The organism is Mesorhizobium sp. P2_C5_2, from assembly GCF_056404535.1.
In genome coordinates, this window is record NZ_JBFUDV010000002.1 from 605,977 (window position 1) to 626,560 (window position 20,584).

At 59.2% G+C, this 20,584-nt stretch carries 15 protein-coding genes; 10 read left to right on the plus strand and 5 right to left on the minus strand.

Annotation, left to right across the window (positions count from 1 at the left end; all coding sequences use genetic code 11):
* Positions 1-20: 20 nt before the first annotated feature.
* The 5 genes from AC1D1B_RS09820 to rfbA form a co-directional block, all read right to left on the minus strand.
* A complete protein-coding gene (locus AC1D1B_RS09820; RefSeq protein WP_477331558.1) occupies positions 21-2,009 on the minus strand; it encodes an SDR family NAD(P)-dependent oxidoreductase in 1,989 nt (662 codons plus the stop codon).
* Between the two features lie 369 nt (positions 2,010-2,378).
* Positions 2,379-3,266 (minus strand): dTDP-4-dehydrorhamnose reductase, encoded by an 888-nt coding sequence (gene rfbD / locus AC1D1B_RS09825; protein WP_477331560.1) that lies wholly within the window; start codon positions 3,264-3,266, stop codon positions 2,379-2,381.
* Positions 3,263-4,357 (minus strand): dTDP-glucose 4,6-dehydratase, encoded by a 1,095-nt coding sequence (gene rfbB, locus AC1D1B_RS09830; RefSeq protein WP_477331562.1) that lies wholly within the window; start codon positions 4,355-4,357, stop codon positions 3,263-3,265. Before rfbB ends, rfbD begins: the two co-directional genes overlap by 4 nt.
* A gap of 25 nt (positions 4,358-4,382) precedes the next feature.
* Positions 4,383-4,934 (minus strand): dTDP-4-dehydrorhamnose 3,5-epimerase, encoded by a 552-nt coding sequence (rfbC, locus tag AC1D1B_RS09835; RefSeq protein ID WP_477331564.1) that lies wholly within the window; start codon positions 4,932-4,934, stop codon positions 4,383-4,385.
* 1 nt (position 4,935) lies between these two features.
* The gene (gene rfbA / locus AC1D1B_RS09840; RefSeq protein ID WP_477331566.1) at positions 4,936-5,817 is read right to left on the minus strand and encodes a glucose-1-phosphate thymidylyltransferase RfbA; all 882 of its coding nucleotides are present in this window, start codon (positions 5,815-5,817) and stop codon (positions 4,936-4,938) included.
* A 358-nt stretch (positions 5,818-6,175) separates the two neighbouring features.
* Between rfbA and AC1D1B_RS09845 the strand changes: the two genes are divergently transcribed.
* The 10 genes from AC1D1B_RS09845 (at position 6,176) to AC1D1B_RS09890 (ending at position 20,503) form a co-directional block, all read left to right on the plus strand.
* The gene (locus AC1D1B_RS09845; RefSeq protein WP_477331568.1) at positions 6,176-7,603 is read left to right on the plus strand and encodes a phosphomannomutase; all 1,428 of its coding nucleotides are present in this window, start codon (positions 6,176-6,178) and stop codon (positions 7,601-7,603) included.
* On the plus strand, positions 7,603-9,018 hold the full coding sequence (locus tag AC1D1B_RS09850; protein ID WP_477331570.1) for a mannose-1-phosphate guanylyltransferase/mannose-6-phosphate isomerase: 1,416 nt from the start codon (positions 7,603-7,605) through the stop codon (positions 9,016-9,018). The genes AC1D1B_RS09845 and AC1D1B_RS09850 overlap by 1 nt, the downstream gene beginning before the upstream one ends.
* Positions 9,019-9,100: 82 nt before the next feature.
* The gene (gene gmd, locus AC1D1B_RS09855) at positions 9,101-10,087 is read left to right on the plus strand and encodes a GDP-mannose 4,6-dehydratase (RefSeq protein WP_477331572.1); all 987 of its coding nucleotides are present in this window, start codon (positions 9,101-9,103) and stop codon (positions 10,085-10,087) included.
* Between the two features lie 38 nt (positions 10,088-10,125).
* A complete protein-coding gene (locus AC1D1B_RS09860) occupies positions 10,126-11,070 on the plus strand; it encodes a GDP-mannose 4,6-dehydratase (RefSeq protein WP_477331574.1) in 945 nt (314 codons plus the stop codon).
* Between the two features lie 32 nt (positions 11,071-11,102).
* A complete protein-coding gene (locus tag AC1D1B_RS09865) occupies positions 11,103-11,888 on the plus strand; it encodes an ABC transporter permease (RefSeq protein ID WP_477331576.1) in 786 nt (261 codons plus the stop codon).
* Positions 11,889-11,890: 2 nt separating this feature from the next.
* Positions 11,891-13,117: an ABC transporter ATP-binding protein gene (locus AC1D1B_RS09870; protein ID WP_477331578.1), complete on the plus strand. Its 1,227-nt coding sequence runs from the start codon at positions 11,891-11,893 to the stop codon at positions 13,115-13,117.
* The gene (locus tag AC1D1B_RS09875) at positions 13,114-14,670 is read left to right on the plus strand and encodes a class I SAM-dependent methyltransferase (RefSeq protein ID WP_477331580.1); all 1,557 of its coding nucleotides are present in this window, start codon (positions 13,114-13,116) and stop codon (positions 14,668-14,670) included. The genes AC1D1B_RS09870 and AC1D1B_RS09875 overlap by 4 nt, the downstream gene beginning before the upstream one ends.
* Entirely contained in the window at positions 14,667-17,540 is a 2,874-nt protein-coding gene (locus tag AC1D1B_RS09880; RefSeq protein ID WP_477331582.1) for a glycosyltransferase family 4 protein, read from the plus strand. The genes AC1D1B_RS09875 and AC1D1B_RS09880 overlap by 4 nt, the downstream gene beginning before the upstream one ends.
* Positions 17,541-17,582: 42 nt before the next feature.
* Positions 17,583-18,653, plus strand: coding sequence for a class I SAM-dependent methyltransferase (locus tag AC1D1B_RS09885; protein ID WP_477331584.1), 1,071 nt, complete (start codon positions 17,583-17,585; stop codon positions 18,651-18,653).
* A 284-nt stretch (positions 18,654-18,937) separates the two neighbouring features.
* Positions 18,938-20,503, plus strand: a complete 1,566-nt coding sequence (locus AC1D1B_RS09890; RefSeq protein ID WP_477331586.1) for a hypothetical protein — start codon at positions 18,938-18,940, stop codon at positions 20,501-20,503.
* Positions 20,504-20,584: the final 81 nt, after the last annotated feature.

Here is a 20,584-nt window from a genome sequence, read left to right on the forward strand (position 1 = left end):
GCAGCCGCTCGCGACAGTCTCTAGCTTGCTTGTCCGATTGTTTTCGATCGCATTTGCTGGCGCGCGTCGCCGACAGATGTTTCTACCTGATGAAGTCCGGCCATCACGGCAAGCGCAGCGGCCTTGTCCTGATCACGCATGGCCGCCTGCAGCGATGTCAGCGCGGCCTGGACCTTGGGCCATCCCACGACATCGGTTCTGAGACCAAAGATCTTGGGGATGTCGAGCGCGACAATCTCCTCATTGCCGCCATGCAGCACCTCGTGAAGCTTCTCGCCGGGCCTGATCCCGGTGAACCGGATCGGAATGTCGGTGTAGGGGCTTTTGCCGGCCATGCGGATCATGGTCTCGGCGACTTCGAGGATCGGCACCGGCTTGCCCATGTCGAGCATGTAGATGGCGTAGTCGTCCTTGCCCTGGCGCCGCTCGGCATCGGCCGCCGACATGATGACGAGGTCGACGGCTTCGGCTACCGTCATGAAGTAGCGGGTCATGCGGCGATCGGTGATGGTGACCGGACCGCCGGCCTCGATCTGCGCCTGGAATATGGTGGCGACCGATCCGTTGGAGCCGAAGACATTGCCGAACCGCACGGCGATGAACTTGGTGCCGGAGCGACGGCCATTGGGCTCGGTGGCGTGCGTTTCGTGCAGCGAAGACACGATCTGCTCGGCGGCGCGTTTTGTCATGCCGAGCACCGAGGTTGGATCGACCGCCTTGTCGCTGGAAATCAGCAGGAACTGCGGCACGCCGCATTTGGCGGCAACCTCGGCGCAGACGAGGGTTCCCAAAATGTTGGTCTGGATCGCCGATTCCCAGTTTTCCTCAAGCAGCGGCACATGTTTGAGCGCGGCGGCGTGGAAGATGATGTCGGGCTTGAAATCGCTGACGACCCGGGTGATCTGGCGCCGGTCGGTGACATCGACGATGCGGCTCTTGAGCCGGGCATGATCCTTTTCGTCGACCTGCTGGTCGAGCTGGAAAATCCCGAACTCGGAGATATCGGCGACCAGAACCGCCTCGGCGCCAAGTTCCAGCGACCGCTTGACCAGGATGCGGCCGATGGAGCCGGCGCCGCCGGTGACCAGGACGCGCTTGCCGCTGACGAAGCCGCCGATGCGCTCGACATCGGAAGGAACCGTGGAGCGGCGCAGGATGGTTTCCATTTCGACAGCGTCGAGAACCAGCTTTCCGCCCTGCCCGAGTTCCGAAACGCCGGAGAACTGGACGACGGCGATGCCGCTGTGACGGGCGACACGGACCAGCTCCGAATATTCCTCGATCTCGCGTTCGGTGCCATTGCCGAAAATCAGCATGTCGAGGCTTTTGGTGCCTCTTGCATATTCTTCCAGGACCTCGACGAGGCGGGGCCGCACGGCCACCACCGGGACGCCCTGGATCTGCGTGCCCAACGGCGCGCCGTTCTCGATGGCCATGATGCCGGCAATGGAATACTCGGCCGGCTCGGCCGTGCGCGTGAACCGGATGATGACGTCTGCTTCGCCCAGCCTGCCGACGAACAGCGCCTGCTTGATCGCCACATTGTTTGCGTTGCGGCTCAGGATTCGCCAGCTCGCCCCGTCGCGCAGGAACCGGTAGTAGAGCCGGGGCGCCGATATGATGGTGAAGGAGACGAGGAAAAAGACGATAAACTGGCGCTCGTTGAGGCCGGTCACCGGCTGAAACGATCGAACCGCCAGCGAGACGACATAGAGTGTGACGGTCAGGATCGCGCAGCTCTTCAGGATATTGAAGAAGTCCGGCGTCGACGCGAAACGCCACACGGTGTTGTAGAGGCCGCAAAACCTGAACAGGAGATGGCCTAGCACGACGATGAGCGTCCAGCAGGCGAGACCAGGATAAGACAGCGGATCGAACGACAGCCTCGACTGCGACAAAACAAGGCTGAACGCCACCGCGACCAGAACCATGACAAGATCCTGGACCATGATGATGGCGCGCCGCATCTTCGGCCGAAGTCCCGACACGGCTTCTACATAGGATGTCATTGGGTAGTACTGAACTCCAGGCGCAAGAACATGGACACTAACGTGGTGCGAGAGCGACGGAAACCCGTCACCAATCACCAGTTTAGAGTGCCAATCCCCAGCCCCGCCGCTTTGTATCGCATAGCGTGGAGTTGAGGTCGTCGCCAGATATTTTTTTCGCAAGCTGCTTGGTTAAGGGATTGGGAGATCAATCGGCTAATATTTTCGCGAGATTTTCGCAAAAAGTCGAGCCGCTGGGACGACAGGTGCAACTGGGGCATCAAAAGCAGGAGTGCATCGGCGAGGCGAGGCTGCGCCTCTGTTCGTGATCAGAATGCGCGAATTTGCCGATTCGCGCCCTTTTATGGACAGATCCTGGCAAGGGCATCATCAAGCAGACCGAAGGAGACATAGAACCACCTTTTGCGTCGATTTCGGCCAACCCAGCGCATTCCAGCCAAAAGTCGTGGCGAATTTTGCCGTCGACAGCCGTGAATTGGCGGGGCGGCGCGCCTTGGTCGGGTAGTCGCTGGTCGCGATGTCGCGCACCCGCGCTGTGGGACCGCCGTACCGCGCGCTCGTGTCGAGCATGTGACGGGCAAAGCCGCTCCAGTTGACGTCGCCAGCTCCGGCGAGATGGTAGATTCCATAGCCATCGAAGCTGTCGTCATCGCGCAACATCGCCGCCGCCTGCAGGATCGCATCGGCGATATCAAGCGCCGAGGTGGGATTACCCCACTGATCGGCCACAACCGCTATCTCGTCGCGGTCGCTGGCCAACCGCAGCACGGTCTTGACGAAATTCTTGCCGAACGGGCTGTAGACCCAGGCGGTGCGCAGAATCAGGTGGCGCGGATTGGCGGCCGCCACCGCCAGTTCGCCGGCAAGCTTGGAGGCGCCGTAGACGCCGAGCGGCGCGGTGGCGTCGGTCTCGACATAGGCCCCCTCGCCGGTGCCGTCGAAGACGTAGTCGGTCGACAGATGGATGACGGGCACGCCGAGCCGTGCCGCCGCCTCGGCGACCTTGCCGGCGCCGACGGCGTTGACCGCGAAGGCAAGATCGGGCTCGTCCTCGGCCTGGTCGACGGCGGTATAGGCGGCGGCCGACACAACGACATCCGGCCGCGCTGCTGCGATGGCGTCGAACACCGTGTCGGGCCGCGCCAGATCGAGCGCCGGCCGGCCGACGGCGACGACCTCGATGCCATCGCGCGCCTTCCCGGCCTCCAGCAGGCTGGTGGCGACCTGACCGTTGCGTCCAGTGACAACCAGCCTCACGCCGCGCCCTTCCTGCCTTCAACCTGGCCCCGCGACTGGACTTGCCCCAGTCGCTCGCCGGCATAGCGCTGCTCGCGGATCGGCCCCCACCACCATTTGTTGTCGAGGAACCAGTCGACCGTCCTTGCTAGGCCGCTGTCGAAACTCTCCGCCGGCGCCCAGCCAAGATCCCTGCTGATCTTGGAGGCATCAATGGCATAGCGGCGGTCGTGGCCGGGGCGATCGGTGACGAAGCTGATCAGATCGCGGTAGCTCCTGCCGCCGCTGCGCCGGCGCCTTCTGTCGAGCAGGTCGCAGATCGTCTCGACGACGCTCAAGTTTGTGCGCTCGGAATTGCCGCCGACATTGTAGCTCTCGCCCGGCTGACCTTTGGTGGCGACCAGCTCCAGGGCGCGGGCATGATCCTCGACGAACAGCCAGTCACGCACATTGGCGCCGGCGCCGTAGACCGGCAGGGGCTTTTCGTCGAGCGCGTTGAGGATTACCAGAGGGATCAGCTTTTCAGGAAAGTGATAAGGCCCGTAATTGTTCGAGCAGTTGGAGAGCACGACCGGCAGGCCGTAGGTCTCGTGCCAGGCCCGCACCAGATGGTCGGACGCCGCTTTCGAGGCGGAATAGGGCGAGGACGGCGCATAGGGCGTTTCCTCGACGAACGTGCCGCCGTCGAAGGGCAGATCGCCGAACACCTCGTCGGTCGAGACATGGTGGAAGCGGAAGCGGGCCTTTCTGTCCTCGCCAAGGCCGCGCCAATATTCGAGCGCCGAATTCAGCACCCGGTAGGTGCCGACGATGTTGGTCTCGATGAAGGCGCCTGGGCCGTCGATCGAGCGGTCAACATGGCTTTCGGCGGCGAGATTCATGACGACGTCGATCTCGTCGCGGTGGAGGATGTCGAGAACCGCCCGCTCGTCACAGATGTCGGCCTGCGCGAATTTGTAGTTGTGCGCATTTTCGATCGTGCGCAGCGAGGCGAGATTGCCGGCATAGGTGAGCTTGTCGAGGTTGGTCACATGGTAGGCCGGATTGGCGCACAAATGCCGGCACACCGCCGAGCCAATGAAGCCGGCACCGCCTGTCACCAGAAAATTCATGGCGCTCTCCTCACATCGTCGCGCATCATGCAAACACCTCGGCTGCGGCAAGCATCGGCGCCTTGAGATCCTTGGCCGAGAGCTCAAAGCCGCCGGCTGGCGACGGCCAATCGATGCCGATGTCGGGATCGTCGAAACGGATCGAGCGGTCGTGCGCCGGCGAATAGGTGTCAGTGACCTTATACAGAACCTCGGTGTCCTGCACGAGCGTGACGAAGCCGTGCGCGAAACCCTTCGGCACCAGGATCTGGTTGCCTTTCTCGGCCGATATTTCGAGCGCCACCCACTTGCCGAAGGTCTTCGAGCCGCGGCGAATATCGACCGCGACGTCGAGGATCCTGCCTCTGATTACGCGCAGCAACTTGTCCTGCGCGCGTGGAGGCAGCTGATAGTGAAGCCCCCGCAAGACGCCCGCTGCCGCCGAGTAGGAGTGGTTGTCCTGGACGAAACGCAAGTCGATACCGGCTTCAAAAAAGCGCTCGGCATTCCAGGTCTCGATGAGATAGCCGCGCGCGTCGCCGTGCCGCTTCGGCACGATCTCCAGCACGCCGTCGAGACCGAGCTGCCTGACGTCCACTCTAATCCTCCGTCAGCTCGGTGACACGCCGGCGCAGATAGGCAGCGTATTCGTTCTTGCCCAAGCGCGTGGCGCGCACGAGCACCTTGTCGGCGGTCAGCCAGCCCTGCTCGAAAGCGATTTCTTCAGGACAGGCGACCTTGATGCCCTGGCGGTGCTCGATGGTGCGCACGAAGGAAGAGGCTTCATGCAGACTGTCATGCGTGCCGGTGTCGAGCCAGGCATAGCCACGGCCGAGCTGATGCACATGCAGCTGCCCGCGCTCGAGATAGACGTTGTTGACCGCCGTGATCTCGAGTTCGCCGCGCGCCGAGGGCTTGATCCTCGAAGCGATGTCGACGACCTCGTTGTCGTAGAAATAGAGGCCGGTGACCGCCCAGTTGGACTTCGGCTTCTCCGGCTTTTCCTCGATCGTCAAAGCGGTGCCGCTGAGCTTGTCGAACGACACTACGCCATAACGCTGCGGATCCTCGACATGGTAGGCGAACACTGAAGCGCCGCTTTCCCGCTGCGCGGCGGCGCGGCAGAGCTGCGACAGGCCCTCGCCGAAATAGATGTTGTCGCCGAGGATCATCGACACGTTGTCCTTGCCGATAAAGTCGCGACCGATGATGAAGGCCTCGGCAAGCCCGTTGGGCTGCGGCTGTTCGGCATAGGACAATTCAAGCCCGAATTCCGAACCGTCACCCAGCAACTCGCGAAAGATCGGCAAGTCGCGTGGTGTTGAGATGATAAGAATCTCGCGAATTCCGGCGAGCATCAATACGCTCAGCGGATAGTAGATCATCGGCTTGTCGTATATGGGGAGGATTTGCTTCGAGACAGCCAACGTTATCGGATAAAGACGGGTGCCGCTGCCTCCTGCAAGGATAATTCCCTTCAACAAGATCTCCTTGAACTACCGAGGCCCCGTCTCGACGCCAGTTGCTCGTAGGTTTCGCGCAACGGCTTGTCAATCTCGGTCCTAAATTGGTCATCACCTAACAGCATCAGGACAGAACTAGCTCGAATTTCTTACGAAGCCCCCCCCGCGGCAACGCCGTTGAGAACACAGGCAGCCCGACGTCAAGCTGATCTCTTCACTTTCCCAGCGGCCGGCGTTTCCATTTCACCGACCCTGCCTGGAATGTGCTTGTGGTCCGGGGAAACAGAAAAGGGTAGGGTCACGAGCGAATTTGCGGTTGACAGCATAGCCTACTGCAATATTACCAGCCTTCCTTTCAAACCAGAAAAGCGGAATAATGAAATTCGGGTCAAGCGGTGTTCGAGGTCTGGCTTCGGAATTGGCTGGAGGACCCAGCGGACTTTATACCGAGGCCTTCGCTTGGCGCTTAGTTTCCAGCGGAGTCCAGTCGAATAGCCTTGTCTTCGTCGGCCGCGATTTGCGCGACAGCAGTCCGGCCATTGCCGACAACTGCATGGCGGCATTGGCCAGAAGTGGATTTCAGCCGATCGATTGCGGCGCTATCCCAACGCCCGCGCTGGCTCTGTATGCCCAAAGGCACGGCGCGCCGGCCCTCATGGTAACCGGTTCGCATATTCCTGCAGATCGCAACGGGATCAAGTTCTACAGCCCGCATGGTGAGATCGATAAGGCGGACGAGGCTGCGATAACGCAATATGTCGCCGAAAGATCAGATATCTACCGCCTGCCGCCCCTTCCCGGAACGGCCTGGCCAACGCGCCGCGATGAAGCGATTGCCGGCTATTTGGAGCGCTCCAGTAGTATCCTGAGAGCAGATTCGCTTTCCGCAATGAGAGTAGGCGTCTACCAGCACAGTTCGGTGGCCGCGGAACTGCTGGAGCAGGTTCTGCTGTCATTCGGCGCCGACGTGATCCCGGTCGGGAAAAGCGAAACCTTCGTGCCTGTCGATACCGAGGCCGTGGATTCGGCCACGCTTGCAAAGCTGAAAGGTTGGGCCCAGGAGTTCAGGCTTGATGCCATTGTGTCGACGGACGCCGATGCCGATCGCCCCCTTATCGCTGACGAGAACGGTAATCTGTTTCGGGGCGACCTGATTGGGCTGGCCACGGCTCTTTTCGTAGCCGCAGATACTGTCGTAACGCCCGTGACCTCCAATTCGGGTATTTCAAACGCTCTGGGTTTTGAGGTCCTGAGAACTAAGGTTGGGTCTCCATTTGTCATCGAAGCCATGGAGGCGTCTTACCGTGATGGCAGCATTGTCGTCGGCTTTGAGGCCAACGGCGGCGTCCTCTTGGGTTCGGATTGCTTGCTTGATGGAAAGACGTTGGCTGCATTGCCGACACGAGACTCGCTCTTGCCCATCCTGGCGGTGCTCGGCACCGCAGCATCCGCAAAAAGATCGGTATCCCGCCTACGCGAGATGTGGAAGCTTCCGTTCTGCGCAAGCCAGCGTCTTGAAAACTTTCCGCTGGAAAGTTCGCGCAATTTGATACGTCAGCTTGCGAGCCCCAATTCGCTCCAACAATTTCTAGCCCCGTTTGGCACCGTTGCCGACGTCGATGAAACCGACGGGATCAGGGCGCGCATGCATACAGGCGAGATCATACACTTGCGACCGTCCGGGAATGCGCCGGAATTGCGTTGCTATTCGGAGGCCGCGACCTCCAGCAGGGCGGCGGCTATTGTGGCGTTGACACTGGAGAAGGCGCGGACAATCGCGTCCACAGGCACAGAGGTCATTTGATGAAAGTTGTTCCCGTCATCATCAGTGGTGGAGCCGGTTCGCGGTTGTGGCCAGCCTCCCGGCAATCGCATCCCAAACCCTTCCTCAAGGTGGCGGATGGACATTCGCTCATACAGCATACTGTGCTGCGCGCCGCTTCAATCCAGGATGTTGTCGAGCTTGTTACGGTGACGTCCAGGGATCATCTCTTCCTTACGAAAGACGACTTCGACGAACTGGGTTCCGTCGTTCTGCCGCGTACTTTTCTGCTTGAGCCCGAGGGTCGGGATACGGCAGCCGCCGTGGCTGCGGCCACCATCCACGCCAAGGCAACACAGGGTCCCGATGCGATTCTGTGCATTTTTCCGGCGGATCATATGATTGGCAATGTGCCTGCGTTTTTAGGCGTCATGGCCAAAGCCATCGAACATGCCGAGCATGGGCGTATTGCGACATTGGGCATAAGCCCGACCAGACCTGACACTGCGTTCGGCTATATCGAGGCCGACGGTGAAAAAGTCGTCCGTTTCATCGAAAAACCGGATATCGAGACCGCCAAAGCCTATGTCGCGTCCGGGCAATTCTACTGGAACGCCGGCATTTTTTGCTTCAAAGCCCAGATCATGCTCGACGAAATGGCTTTGCATTGTCCCACAGTGATCGAGGCCGCGCTCGCCAGCTATGAGAACGGGCGCGTCAGCCGTGACGAAGGCTTTGCCAACATCGAACTCTCATCCGAACATTTTGCTTTGGCTCCGCGCATTTCGCTCGACCATGCGGTGATGGAAAAGACCCGGAACCTGGCCGTCGTCCCGTGTGACATGGAATGGAATGACATCGGATCGTGGAACGCAATGGCCGAACTGGTCGCCCCCGACGAGAGCGGGAACAGAATTCGTGGCGACGTTCGGACGGTGGACACCACAGGCAGTTACATAAGTTCGGGTAAGCGCGTCATCGGCACAGTCGGCATCAGCGACCTGGTGATCGTGGATTCCCCCGATGCTTTGTTAGTAGCATCCCGCGACCGTGTTCAGGACGTCAAGAAACTGTTTGACTCCCTCAAGACTTCTGGACATCAGGCACATTTGCTTCACAGCACCGTCCACCGGCCATGGGGTACCTATACGGTTCTCGAGGAGGGCGAGCGCTTCAAGATCAAGCGCATCGAGGTGAAGCCGGGCCGGCGCCTGAGTTTGCAGATGCACTATCATCGTTCCGAGCACTGGGTCGTGGTCAGCGGCTCGGCGAAAATAGTGAACGGCGACCAGGAATTGTTCCTGGCAACCAACCAGTCAACCTACATCCCTTGCGGTCACAAACATCGGCTGGAAAACCCAGGTCGAGTTGACCTCGTGATCATTGAGGTCCAAAGCGGCGACTATCTCGGCGAGGACGACATCGTGCGCTTCGACGACGCATACGGTCGGGTGTAGCAATCCATTTCATTTGGCTCGCAGGCGGGGCGGGCAATCATCGGAAACGGGCTGGGGAGAAACAGACACATCGAGAGCATTGATGACAAAAACAGCTTTGATTACCGGCATTACCGGGCAGGACGGCGCCTATCTGGCGGAACTCCTGCTCGAAAAGGGCTACGAGGTCCATGGACTGGCGCGGCGATCGAGCACGGCCGACGTCAACACGACGCGTCTGAAATGGCTTGGCATCGAGAGGGACGTCAGGATCGTCGACGGTAACCTGACGGATCTATCCGGCCTGGCGCGAACCATGCGCGACGTTAGACCGGACGAAGTCTACAATCTTGCCGCCCAATCCTTCGTCAAATCCTCGTGGCAGCAGCCGATCCTGACCGGCAACGTCACCGGCATAGGCGTGACGAATGTGCTGGAGGCGCTTCGCCTCGAGATCCCCGGGGCGCGTTTCTATCAGGCTTCGTCGTCGGAGATGTACGGTCTCATCCAGGAGCCCATGCAGTCGGAAACAACGCCCTTCCATCCCCGTTCCCCTTATGCGGTAGCGAAGCTCTACGGCCACTGGATCACCATCAATTACCGCGAGAGCTTCGGGTTGCACGCTTCAAGCGGCATCTTGTTCAATCACGAATCACCGCTTCGAGGCATCGAGTTCGTGACCCGCAAGGTCACCGATGCGGTGGCCCGCATCAAAAAGGGCACGGCGAAGGAATTGCGGCTCGGAAACATCGATGCCAAGCGTGACTGGGGTCATTCGAAGGACTATGTCCGCGCCATGTGGCTGATGCTGCAACAGGACCTGCCGGATGATTTTGTCGTTGCCACAGGCAGGACAACAACTGTACGCGATATGTGCCGTATCGCATTCGACCATGTGGGCCTCAACATCGATGACCATCTGGTCATCGATCCGGACTTGTTCAGGCCCGCCGAAGTCGAAATTCTGCTTGGAAATCCGGCAAAGGCAAAGCAAAAGCTGGGTTGGGAGGCGACGATCACGCTGGAAGAGATGATCCGTGAAATGGTAGACGCCGATCTCGAACGCCACACCAATCCCGCCGCGCGCTGAGTTGGGCAGAGAGCCTTGGTTGCGCTAGAGGTGATAGGTTGACGCATCGAATTCTAATAACCGGCGCAAGCGGGTTCGTCGGCTCGGCGCTATTGCAGTTGCTGGAGCGGGACCACGCTGGTTGCAAGGTGTTTGCGTTCGGTCACGGCAAAGGACAACAAAACGCCATCGACCTGCTGGACCGAGAAGCAGTCGACACGGCCGTCCGTAAGGTACAGCCAACCGCGCTTATCAATCTGGCGGCGGTCGCGGTGCCATCCGATGCACGCAATTCGCCGCGGCATGCCTGGAACGTCAATGTTACGGGAACAATGAACCTCGCCGACTCTGTTATGCGCCATGCGGCTGACGCCCGGTTGGTTTATGTCGGTAGTTCGGAAGCCTATGGTGCTTCGTTCCAGGACACTGCCGGCCCGGTGAAGGAAACGGCGCCGCTTCGGCCGATGACGGTCTACGGCGCGACCAAGGCGGCTGCCGACCTGATGATTGGGCAAATGGCCTATGACGGCCTGCGCGCCGTTCGCCATCGTCCGTTCAACCACACCGGCCCCGGTCAGTCCGATACCTATGTGGTCTCCGATTTCGCGCGCCAGGTTGCCGAGATCGTGTCGGGCAAAAGAGAACCAGTCATTCACGTGGGAAATCTTGAAGCGGAGCGCGATTTCCTCGATGTTCGCGACGTCGTGCGTGCCTATGTGAGCTCCGCGATACTGGATCTGGATGCCGGACCGGACCATGTTTACAACATCGCGTCCGGACAACCCCGCAAAATCCGGGATATCCTTGACACGCTTGTCGCGCAGTCAGGCATCGACATCGAAGTGCGTGCCGACCCAGAAAAACTCCGCCCGAACGACATTCCCGTCGCGTCAGGTGATGCGTCAAAGGCACGCGCCGAGTTGAACTGGCAGCCTCTGGTGCCATTCGAGCAGACACTGGGCGACGTTCTGGGGTATTGGCAGCGGATGTGCAGCGCAGGCTGACAGCAAGACGCAGCGCGCAAAGGGTCTAGCAAATGTTCCGAAGCCTGTGGCAATATCGCCACTTCGTTGTATCCTCCATCAGAGGCGACCTGAAAGGGCGTTTCGTGCGGTCGCGCTTGGGTGGCCTATGGTTCATCCTTCACCCGCTTGCGCAGGCGGTTATCTTTTCGATCGTCCTTTCGGAAGTTCTCAAGGCAAGGCTTCCGGATACGGATAGTCCCGCAGCCTATCCGATTTATCTCCTATCCGGCATGGCCGCCTGGACACTGTTCAGCGAGATTCTCACGCGCAGCATGACCGTCTTCATCGAACAGGCATCCGTGATGAAGAAGATTGCGTTTCCGCGACTGTGCCTGCCCGTGATCGTGGGAGGCACGGCGCTGATCAATCATTTGCTGCTGCTGGCCGCACTGTTCATCATCTTCATCTTCCTCGGACATATTCCGGGCCGCGCATTGGTCTTGCTACCAATCGGGATCATTATGATCGCGGCGATCGGATTCGGCATTGGCGTGATCCTCGGCGTGATGAACGTGTTCATCCGCGATGTCGCGCAGGTCATGACGATCGTGCTGCAACTCTGGTACTGGCTGACGCCGATCGTCTATCCGGCTAATGTCGTGCCCGAGAGATATAGTTTCATGATCGATCTCAATCCGATCGCGCCGCTGGTGGCGCTCTACCAGGATGCGCTGTTGTTTAACCGCTGGCCAAACCCGGAAAGCCTGATTGTGCCGGCAGTACTGGGACTTGTGAGCATGGTCTGCGCGATGATCTTTTTTCGGCGCGCAAGCGCCGAACTCGTCGACGTGCTGTAACCATGACCGTGCTTTCCGTCAGCCATCTGTCGAAACGCTACGCGAACTATGCAAGCAATCTGGAAAGGTTTGCGGGTTGGTTCGGAGCGCCAGTCAAGCCCACGGAGGAATTCTGGCCGGTTAGGGACGTCTCGTTTTCCTTGGAGGCCGGCGAGGCCCTTGGCCTTATCGGCCAGAACGGTGCTGGCAAGAGCACGCTTCTGAAGCTGATCACCGGCACCGTGCGGCCAACCGAAGGGGCGGCAAGCGTTAGTGGCCGCATCAGCGCCATCCTCGAACTCGGGCTCGGCTTCAATCCCGAGTTCACCGGGCGGCAGAACGCTTACCATGCCGGCGGACTGATGGGGCTCTCGCAAGCGCGCCTGGCCGAACTCATGCCACATATCGAGGACTTTGCCGAAATCGGCGACTTCTTCGACCAGCCGCTGCGAACCTATTCAAGCGGCATGCAGGCGCGCCTGGCCTTCGCGCTCGCCACTGCCGAACGGCCGGAGGTGCTGATCGTCGACGAGGTGCTTTCGGTTGGCGACAGCTATTTCCAGCACAAGAGCTTCGACCGGATACGCAGTTTCAGGGCCGCCGGCACCTCGATCATCCTGGTCACTCACGGTATGGGCGATGTGAGAGCATTGTGCGACCGTGTAATTCTGCTGGACAAGGGACAGGTGCTGAAGGACGGGCCGCCGGACGAGGTCGTCGACTACTACAACGCCCTGATTGCGGCCAAGGAGAACGCGAAGCTGACCATCGAGCAGCGGCGCGAAAGGGACGAGTGGCTTTACAGCAGAAGCGGGACCAAGGCAGTGGCCGTTGAATCGGTGACGCTGCTCGGCAGCGACAGCGGGGGGCAAATCAGGACCGCCGTTTCGGGGCAGACCGTGACGATTCGGGCGCGGGTTGTCGCCAAGGAAGATGTCCCGGAGCTTGTCATCGGTTTCATGCTGAAGGACCGCGCCGGCCATATCGTCTGGGGAACCAACACCTGGCATACGGGCCAAGTTCTTTCCAACCTCTCGGCCGGGGACAAGGTCGAATGCCGCCTGCGCCTCTCCTGCGCTCTTGGCCAAGGCTCATACGGCCTTTCCATATCGCTGCATACGGGAGACGTTCATATCAACAACAACTTCGACTGGATTGAAAACGTCGAGGTTTTCGACGTCATCAATTCGAGCCCGCCATTTTTCATTGGGACAAGCCGTCTTGAACACGCGTTTGAAATCACTCGATGAAAAAGAGCTTTGACGATTTGTACAAGGCGTTCGAGGACCGCTTCCGGGGTTCGCGAGAACTCATAACAGAGCGGCTGACGGTCTATCTGCCCTTGTTGGAGCAGATGCCGCGGCAGGCCGAAGGGCCGACCCTGGCAGTCGATCTCGGCTGCGGACGGGGCGAATGGCTGGAGATACTCACCGAGTCCGGGTTCGATGCGATAGGCGTGGATACCAATGCGCGCATGGCGCAGGAGGCCATCGACAACGGCCTCACAATCGAATTGCAGGACGCGCTCGAATATCTCGGCGGCAGGCCGGACAATAGCGTGGCCGTCATTTCGGCCTTCCACATGGTCGAGCATGTACCGACCGATTACCTTATCGGACTGCTGGGTGAATGCCAGAGGGTGCTGGCCGAAGACGGCCTGCTGATCCTGGAGACACCCAATCCGGAAAATATCTCGGTCGGGACGCATACTTTCCACCTCGATCCGACTCACAAAAGCCCGCTGCCCCCCGATCTTCTTGAGTTTCTGGTGGAACAAGCGGGCTTCCCGGAGACAGCAATCGTCAGGTTGAACGGCGCGCCGATGATCAACGCGGGGCCGATCGAGCGAAGCATTCATCTCATGTTCGAAGTGGCGCGTGACTATGCCTGCCTGGCAAGAAAACGTGATAAACAAGCTGCGGAAGCACCAGACTCGCTTGCCGCCTTTGTCCAGTCAGTGTCACAGCCGGCCCCCACCGACACCGGAAAGCTAAGGGAATGGCTCCGCTCAGCCGATGACGAGATCGTGGGCATATCGGAAGGGGTCAAGGCAACGATGTCCTCCAACGCGGACCAACTTCGCCAATTGAGCGACAATCTCACTGCCCAGTCGAAGCTGTTGCGAACAGGAAATATCGCCCTGAGGAACACGGTGGCTTCTCTCGGCAAGCAGCTGGCGGAAATAGTCAAAGACAAGGCGGTAGCCACGCGCGATGGCGAGATCGAACGTCTTCGTCTGCAGATTGCCGAAGCGGAGGTTGCCAAGGCGGAACAGTTGGCCTTGAAAGAGACTGCCATCCAGGGGAGGGATGATGAAATTGACCGCCTCCACCAGCACATTGCGGATGCAGATACCGCGAGCACGGAACTGCTGGCTCGCAAGGAAGCCGCCATCCGCGAGCGTGATGCCGAAATTGCCAAGCTAAGCAAAAAAGTCACGAGTGTCGAGGAACGGGCTCAGCAGCTGGCAACCCAGATCACCGCCTTTCAGAACTCGACCTCATGGAGAGTTGCAGCGCCAATGCGTGGTCTTGTCTACGGCTCTCGGGCTGTGGGTCGACTTCCAAAGGCAAATGCCCGGCTTGTGATGGTGCATGGGTTTCTGTGGTTGCGCCGAAGGCCCAGGATCGCCGCATTTGTCCAGCGCATGGTGCGGTTGGTTCCGCCGGTCGAACGCCGTCTCCTGGCGTTCGCACGCGCAAGCAGCGGTTTGGTCCCCATCGACACGGGTTGGACGCTTGAACCTGACCCGGTTGCTCTTGGCCTGTGGCGCAAACGCCTCGAGACCGGAAAGTCGGCATGACCAACACACAGCCCTTGAGACTCTGGGTCGACGGCCAGTGTCTCCAGACGCATAGCCGCAAGCGCGGGATCGGACGCTACGTCCTGGATCTGCTGAGCGCCCTTTCGACTCACGAAAGCAGCATCGAGCTCTCGGTTTCGCTTAATGCCGCGATGCCTGACGCCACAGTTGCTGCGCGATCGCTGCTTTCGGGCATCGTGCCATCGGAGCGCATTCACGTATGGCATGGTAAAGTCGAAGGCGGTGAAGCCGACTACGGACACACGCCATGGCGCAGTCGTAGTGAGATGGCCCTCGTCCATCATGTCAATCAGCTCAATCCAGACGTTGCCTTGTCTGCCAGCCCGTTCGAAGGCGCAGTCGACTCCGCGATTCCCTACCTCGGAGGGTCATTGGCGGCGGTCAGAACGGCGGCCCTGTTTTATGATGCGATCCCGTTCAGGTTTCCGCACAAATACATTCGCGATCTTCGTCAACGGGAATATTATCACCGGCGTCTTTCCAGCTACAAGAATTTCGATCTGGTGTTCACCATTTCAGATTTTTCTTCTCAAGAATTTCGACATTTCGTCCAGTCGTCACAAGAGACATGCATCGGCACAGGAATATCTGAAAGCTTTATTAAATGCATCAACGATATCTCGGGTGAAAGTCCAATTGATGGGAAATACGTTCTTTACGTTGGCGGCTCAGATTGGCGAAAGAATCTTGAAATAATCCCATCTGCATTTAAGAAAATTTCCATATCACTGCAGGAGAACTTGAAGTTCGTAATCGCCGGAGAGATTACCGACCGAGAAGAGATTGAATACCGTAAAAATTGGGAATTGCACAACTTATCTTCTGACCGCCTCGTATTCGCAGGCGCGGTCGATGACAGAACGCTGGTTCGTCTTTACAAAGGGGCGCTTGCACTAGTCCAGCCGTCGTTCATGGAAGGATTCGGGCTGACTGCGCTGGAAGCAATTGCCTGCGGAACGCCTGCAATCGCGGCCAGAACGGGCGCGCTTCCCGAAGTTGTCGGAGACGGCGCATTGCTCTTCGACCCCTCGTCACCTTCGGATCTTGCGGAGAAAATCGAAACGGTGGCGGCAGGCAAGCTCGATGCGCAAAGGCTGAATGAACTCGCGCGGGAAAGAATTGACACGTTCAGTTGGCGAAAAGTCGCAGAGCGCGTCGTTCAGGGCTTGCACGGAGTCAACCGCCACACGGCTCCGCAGCAGGTTGACCTGGTCAAGGCGCTTGGCGTCAACAAAGGTGATGAAACGGACCTGGCGACCCTGATGGCCCTCGCCGAGCCTGAAGCCACGAAGCCGCGGTTGCTGGTGGACGCGAGCGCAACACTGATAGACGACCACAAGACTGGTATTCAACGCGTTGTTCGGCGGATCTGTGAAAACATGTTCCCGCCCCGGTCGAGCGACGAGGGCAAGTACATCTCGTTCTGCGACGACGAATCCGGCTGGTACTTTGCAAGAGAATGGACAGCACGCCCGCCGTCGAAGCAACCATCGAACCGTATCCGGCCACACGCCGGCGACACCGTCTTGATGCTAGACAGCTCGTGGCCTTTCCACACCCTCCATCCGGCATTTCTTCGCCCGGTCCTGATCAAGGGCGGCGAAGTCATATCCTGCCTCTACGACACGGTTCCCCTGCGCTCGGCCGCCTTTTGCCATGAAGGCATGCCGCCCATTTTCAGTGCATGGTTTCAAACCGCTCTCGCCTATTCGACCGGATTTGTCTGCATTTCGCGCGCAGTCGCCGACGAATTGCTGGAATTGCTCGCAGGCATCCGGTTTCCACGCCGCATGAGGGTCGGCTACTGGCATCTCGGCGCGGATTTCGCAACCGACGTGTCCTCACCCAAGCCGGCTCGGCGGAACATGGCCGCGGCCCGTCCTCGCTTCCTGATGGTCGGAACGCTGGAGCCCCGCAAGGGCCACCGCGTTGCACTGGAAGCCTTCGAGGCACTATGGGCCGATGGTTTCGATGTCGAGCTGGTTATCGTCGGAAAGATCGGGTGGGGCATCTCGGATCTGGCCGACCGTATTCGGCGCCATGCGGAATTCGGCAAGCGTCTTCACCTACACGAAAAGGTTGGCGATACCGACCTGGCCGCTCGGTACAGCGAGTGCGACGCCTTGATTGCGGCCTCCTTTGCCGAAGGTTTCGGGCTGCCCATTGTCGAGGCAGGCCATTTTGGCAAACCGGTGCTGGCCAGTGACATTCCCGTGTTCCGCGAAGTGAGCAAGGGGGCAGCGGAGGCGCATTTCTTCAAGGTCGGCTCGCCTGCCGCGCTGGCTGCGGCCGTTAAGAGTTTTCTGAATCGTACGTCCGGTGGCACGCCTCCCCATGCGTCCTGGCCAACCTGGTCCGAAAGCGCAGCGCAGCTGGAAGATATTGTTGTTGGGCGGAACTGGTACAAGGTCTACGAGCCACGATCGCCTAGGCCTTTCACACCGCTCACCGACCTTGGCGACACACGGGTCGCAGCAGCCCTCGATGAGGAGCAGCGCGTCCATCGCCTTGAACTTGTGGAAGGTCCCTATAGGACCGATGACGGCGCTGCATTGAAGATCGTTGTCAATGTAACCAACCTCTCCGGGACAGCCTGGTCGAGCCTCGGCCCGACCGACGGCCACATGGGAGTTGCGTTAAGCTATCATGCGTTCGACGCCGCTGGCGAACTCCTCCAGTATGACCAAGCGCGCACCTATATTCCATTTGTTCTGGTGCCGAATGATACAATCTATCTGGCCGTAAACGTCCCCGCGTCGCTTAGAGAACGTGGTGCCGCACGCGTCGATATCGAACTCGTCCAGGAGGGCGTCCGTTGGTTCGGCAGCCCCCTTCGCGTGGCTTTGTAGCCAGATGGGTTCATGGGCTGACTGGGTAGGAAGCAGAAACGCATGATCGCACGCAGCGATGTCATTGCCGGCTACAAGCAACTCCTTGATCGCCCGCCTGAATCGGATGAGGTCATCTCCGCGCACCAGGCAGCCCACCGGGATGTCGAGGCGTTTCACGACAGCATCAGACAGTCGTCCGAATACCTGGCGAAAAACAGAGCCTCGGCCGGGAATCCGGTGTTGTCCGTGCGGCCATCAAATTGGCGGCACGGGAAGGCAATTACGCCCGGCAACCTCGATTCCTTCATTGCCTGTTCCGACAGCCTCGGGCCTCCAAGTTCTCCGCAGGTCGAGCAGTTCTGGCGTGGCATGAACTATCTGCCCGAGATCAGAGTGAACCAGAAGCTGGATCCGTTCGGGGACGAATATGTCGCTCAGCAGATAGCCGTATATCGGGAGATCGCGCGGCGCGACATCAACCAAGATGTAAATGAACTGACCGACTTCGCGATGGCGGACCACATTGCCGGCGCAAATCCCTACACCCATCAGCCGCCTACGGCGGTAGCGCTGCATGTCGGGCGTGTCGCGCGGGCCATCCAGTATTCGGGACTACAGATCGGCGCCCATGTTCTGGACATGGGTTGCGGCTGGGGTACGAGTTGCGAACTGATGGCCTTCAGCGGACTCGAAGTCACCGGTCTCGACATCAATCCGCGCTTTGTCGAACTGGTGAACACCAGGGCGAAGCGGATCGGCCACCAGGTCAGCGCCGTTCAAGGCAGCTTCGAGACCATTCCCGGCGACGGGCTTTATGACGCCGTGCTTTACTATGAGAGCCTGCACCACGCGATAAAGCCATGGGAAACGCTGTCGCTCGTGCACAACAGGTTGAAACCAGGCGGAAAGCTCATGCTGGCGGGCGAACCGGTTAACGATATCTGGAAGCACTGGGGCATTCGCACCGACCCGCTTTCGATTTATTGCATTCGCAAGTTCGGCTGGTTCGAAAGCGGATGGAGCGCCGATTTCATCTCAAAATGCGTGAAGCGATGCGGTTTCGAGGTTGAGCATTTCGCGGAAGAGCCGGGCTCGATCGGCTGGATCATGATCGCCCGCAAATCGGGCTGAACAATAGAACGTGCTCTTCGGATTAGCCAGGCGGCGAAGGCCAGTGTCCCACCTCATGCGAGAGTACAGCGGCGCATTCATTGACATTGACCTCGTCGGTCGTTGCGCAGTCTTGGCGGCAATGGTCCTGACGCCGACACCATCCTGTGAAACGGCAATCAATGGTTCTTTGAAGTTGGCGCTGATATGCTCCCGGAGGTCGGCGATTAGGCATCGCGCCTGCCGTTGCGCTAGCTGGTCTTTCATGACAATGGGAGGCTCGGGAAGTAACGGGGCCGGCGGCGATGCAAGATGACAACCCAATTGGATTTGGTCACAGGGTAGTCATCGCGTTGGCACTGGCTTTGGTCATCCTTCTTTTCCCGCACTACAAACAAACCTATGAGGCCATGAACGGTTGGGCTGATCAGTCGTTCTATATGCGCATCATGGACACGGTCGGTAGCGGAGACGCACGAACGGCCCTCGATTTCGAATACATGGGCCCGAGCTATATTGCCGCTGTCGCGGTGCTGAAGAGGCTGTTTGGCCTCGATTCAATCGGAGCCTTTGTTCTGCTCAACCGGCTGTGCGTCGCATTGGCGATTGCCGTCCCTGCCGCAATGGCTCTCTCGCATGACTACAGGAGGAATGTCCTCGTCGGGCTCACGTTCGCTGCCTTTGTGCTTTCGACGCCGTATATCTTCATGTCATCAATCCCGTGGTCGCATTTCGTCTACGGCCTGCCAGCGGTGGTATTCCTGATCGCGATGTCTCTAAAGCAATCATGGCAAACGGCGACGCTTGCGGGTATTTGCCTCGGCGTCATGGCGACAACCAGACTGTTCGATACCTACGTGATTGTCGGGTTTCTCATCGTTGCCTTTCTGATCGATGTCGCGATCAGCCGCCGCATCAAGTGGGATTTGGTTGCTGCTTTCGCCGGCGCGTTCGTTTCTGGATACGCCGCGCATTTCTTCGTCCTTGGCCAGTTCAATTTCTATCATCAATACGCCGGGGGGATGGATCACGAAAGCGCCGGAGGGTCAAACATCCGGCTTGACGATCTACCCATCAAGCTCGTTCAGATGTTCGCCGATCCGTGCTTTTATTCCGTCTGCAGAGAGGTCGACTATCAAAAGGCCACGATGCTGGTTGTTCAGGATGACCCAACCCTAAGCAATTGGCGCATGCCATTCGCCTTGCAGGTGCCATTCTATGTTGCGACGGTTGTCGTCGGGCTTCTCCTGCTTGTCAGGCGTCCGGCCCTCATAGGGAGCGTATTTACCGACAGGGCCATATTGATTGGTCTAGGGTCTGCGATCGCCGTTCCGGTCGGCTATGCCAGCTACATCATGGGTGGTGCGGACCAACTGAAGTACGGGTTTTCGCGAGAAATATTCACCTCAACCATCTTTCTCATGGTCTGCGTCCTGATCCTAGCCGGCCGCGACTATCTCACCAGATGGGAGAAAAACTGGCTTGTCGGCGGTGTCTTTGTCATCTCGATTGTTGGCCTGCAAGTCATGCCTTGGACTCTTGGGTTCCCGCGCATCGAGAGCACGCATATCGCGTCGATGGATGCTGCGGAAACCTGCGTCGGGGAATCGTGTGCCGTTGATGTCACCTATCGAGACGCTGCCGGCGGTGAGATCATCATCCCGTTTGACAGCCTCGCTTACCTGCAAGCGCAATGCGTGAACGGCGGGGAGACATTCATCAGCGAAGTTGTCGATCTTGACAGCTACCGTTACAAAAAACCGCAGTGCGCCGGCGGATATCGGATTGTCGCCATCTCAACCACGACCGGAATTTCGCGGCTGGCAAGGGACAAACACGTCGGCGGGACAATTGAAAATGGGCACCAATAGCTAGCGATTTCTCGCGGTGGCACTCGGGCTCCTTGCCGCTCCCGCCATCTTGTCCACCCAGTTCGACTTACTGGCCTCCGC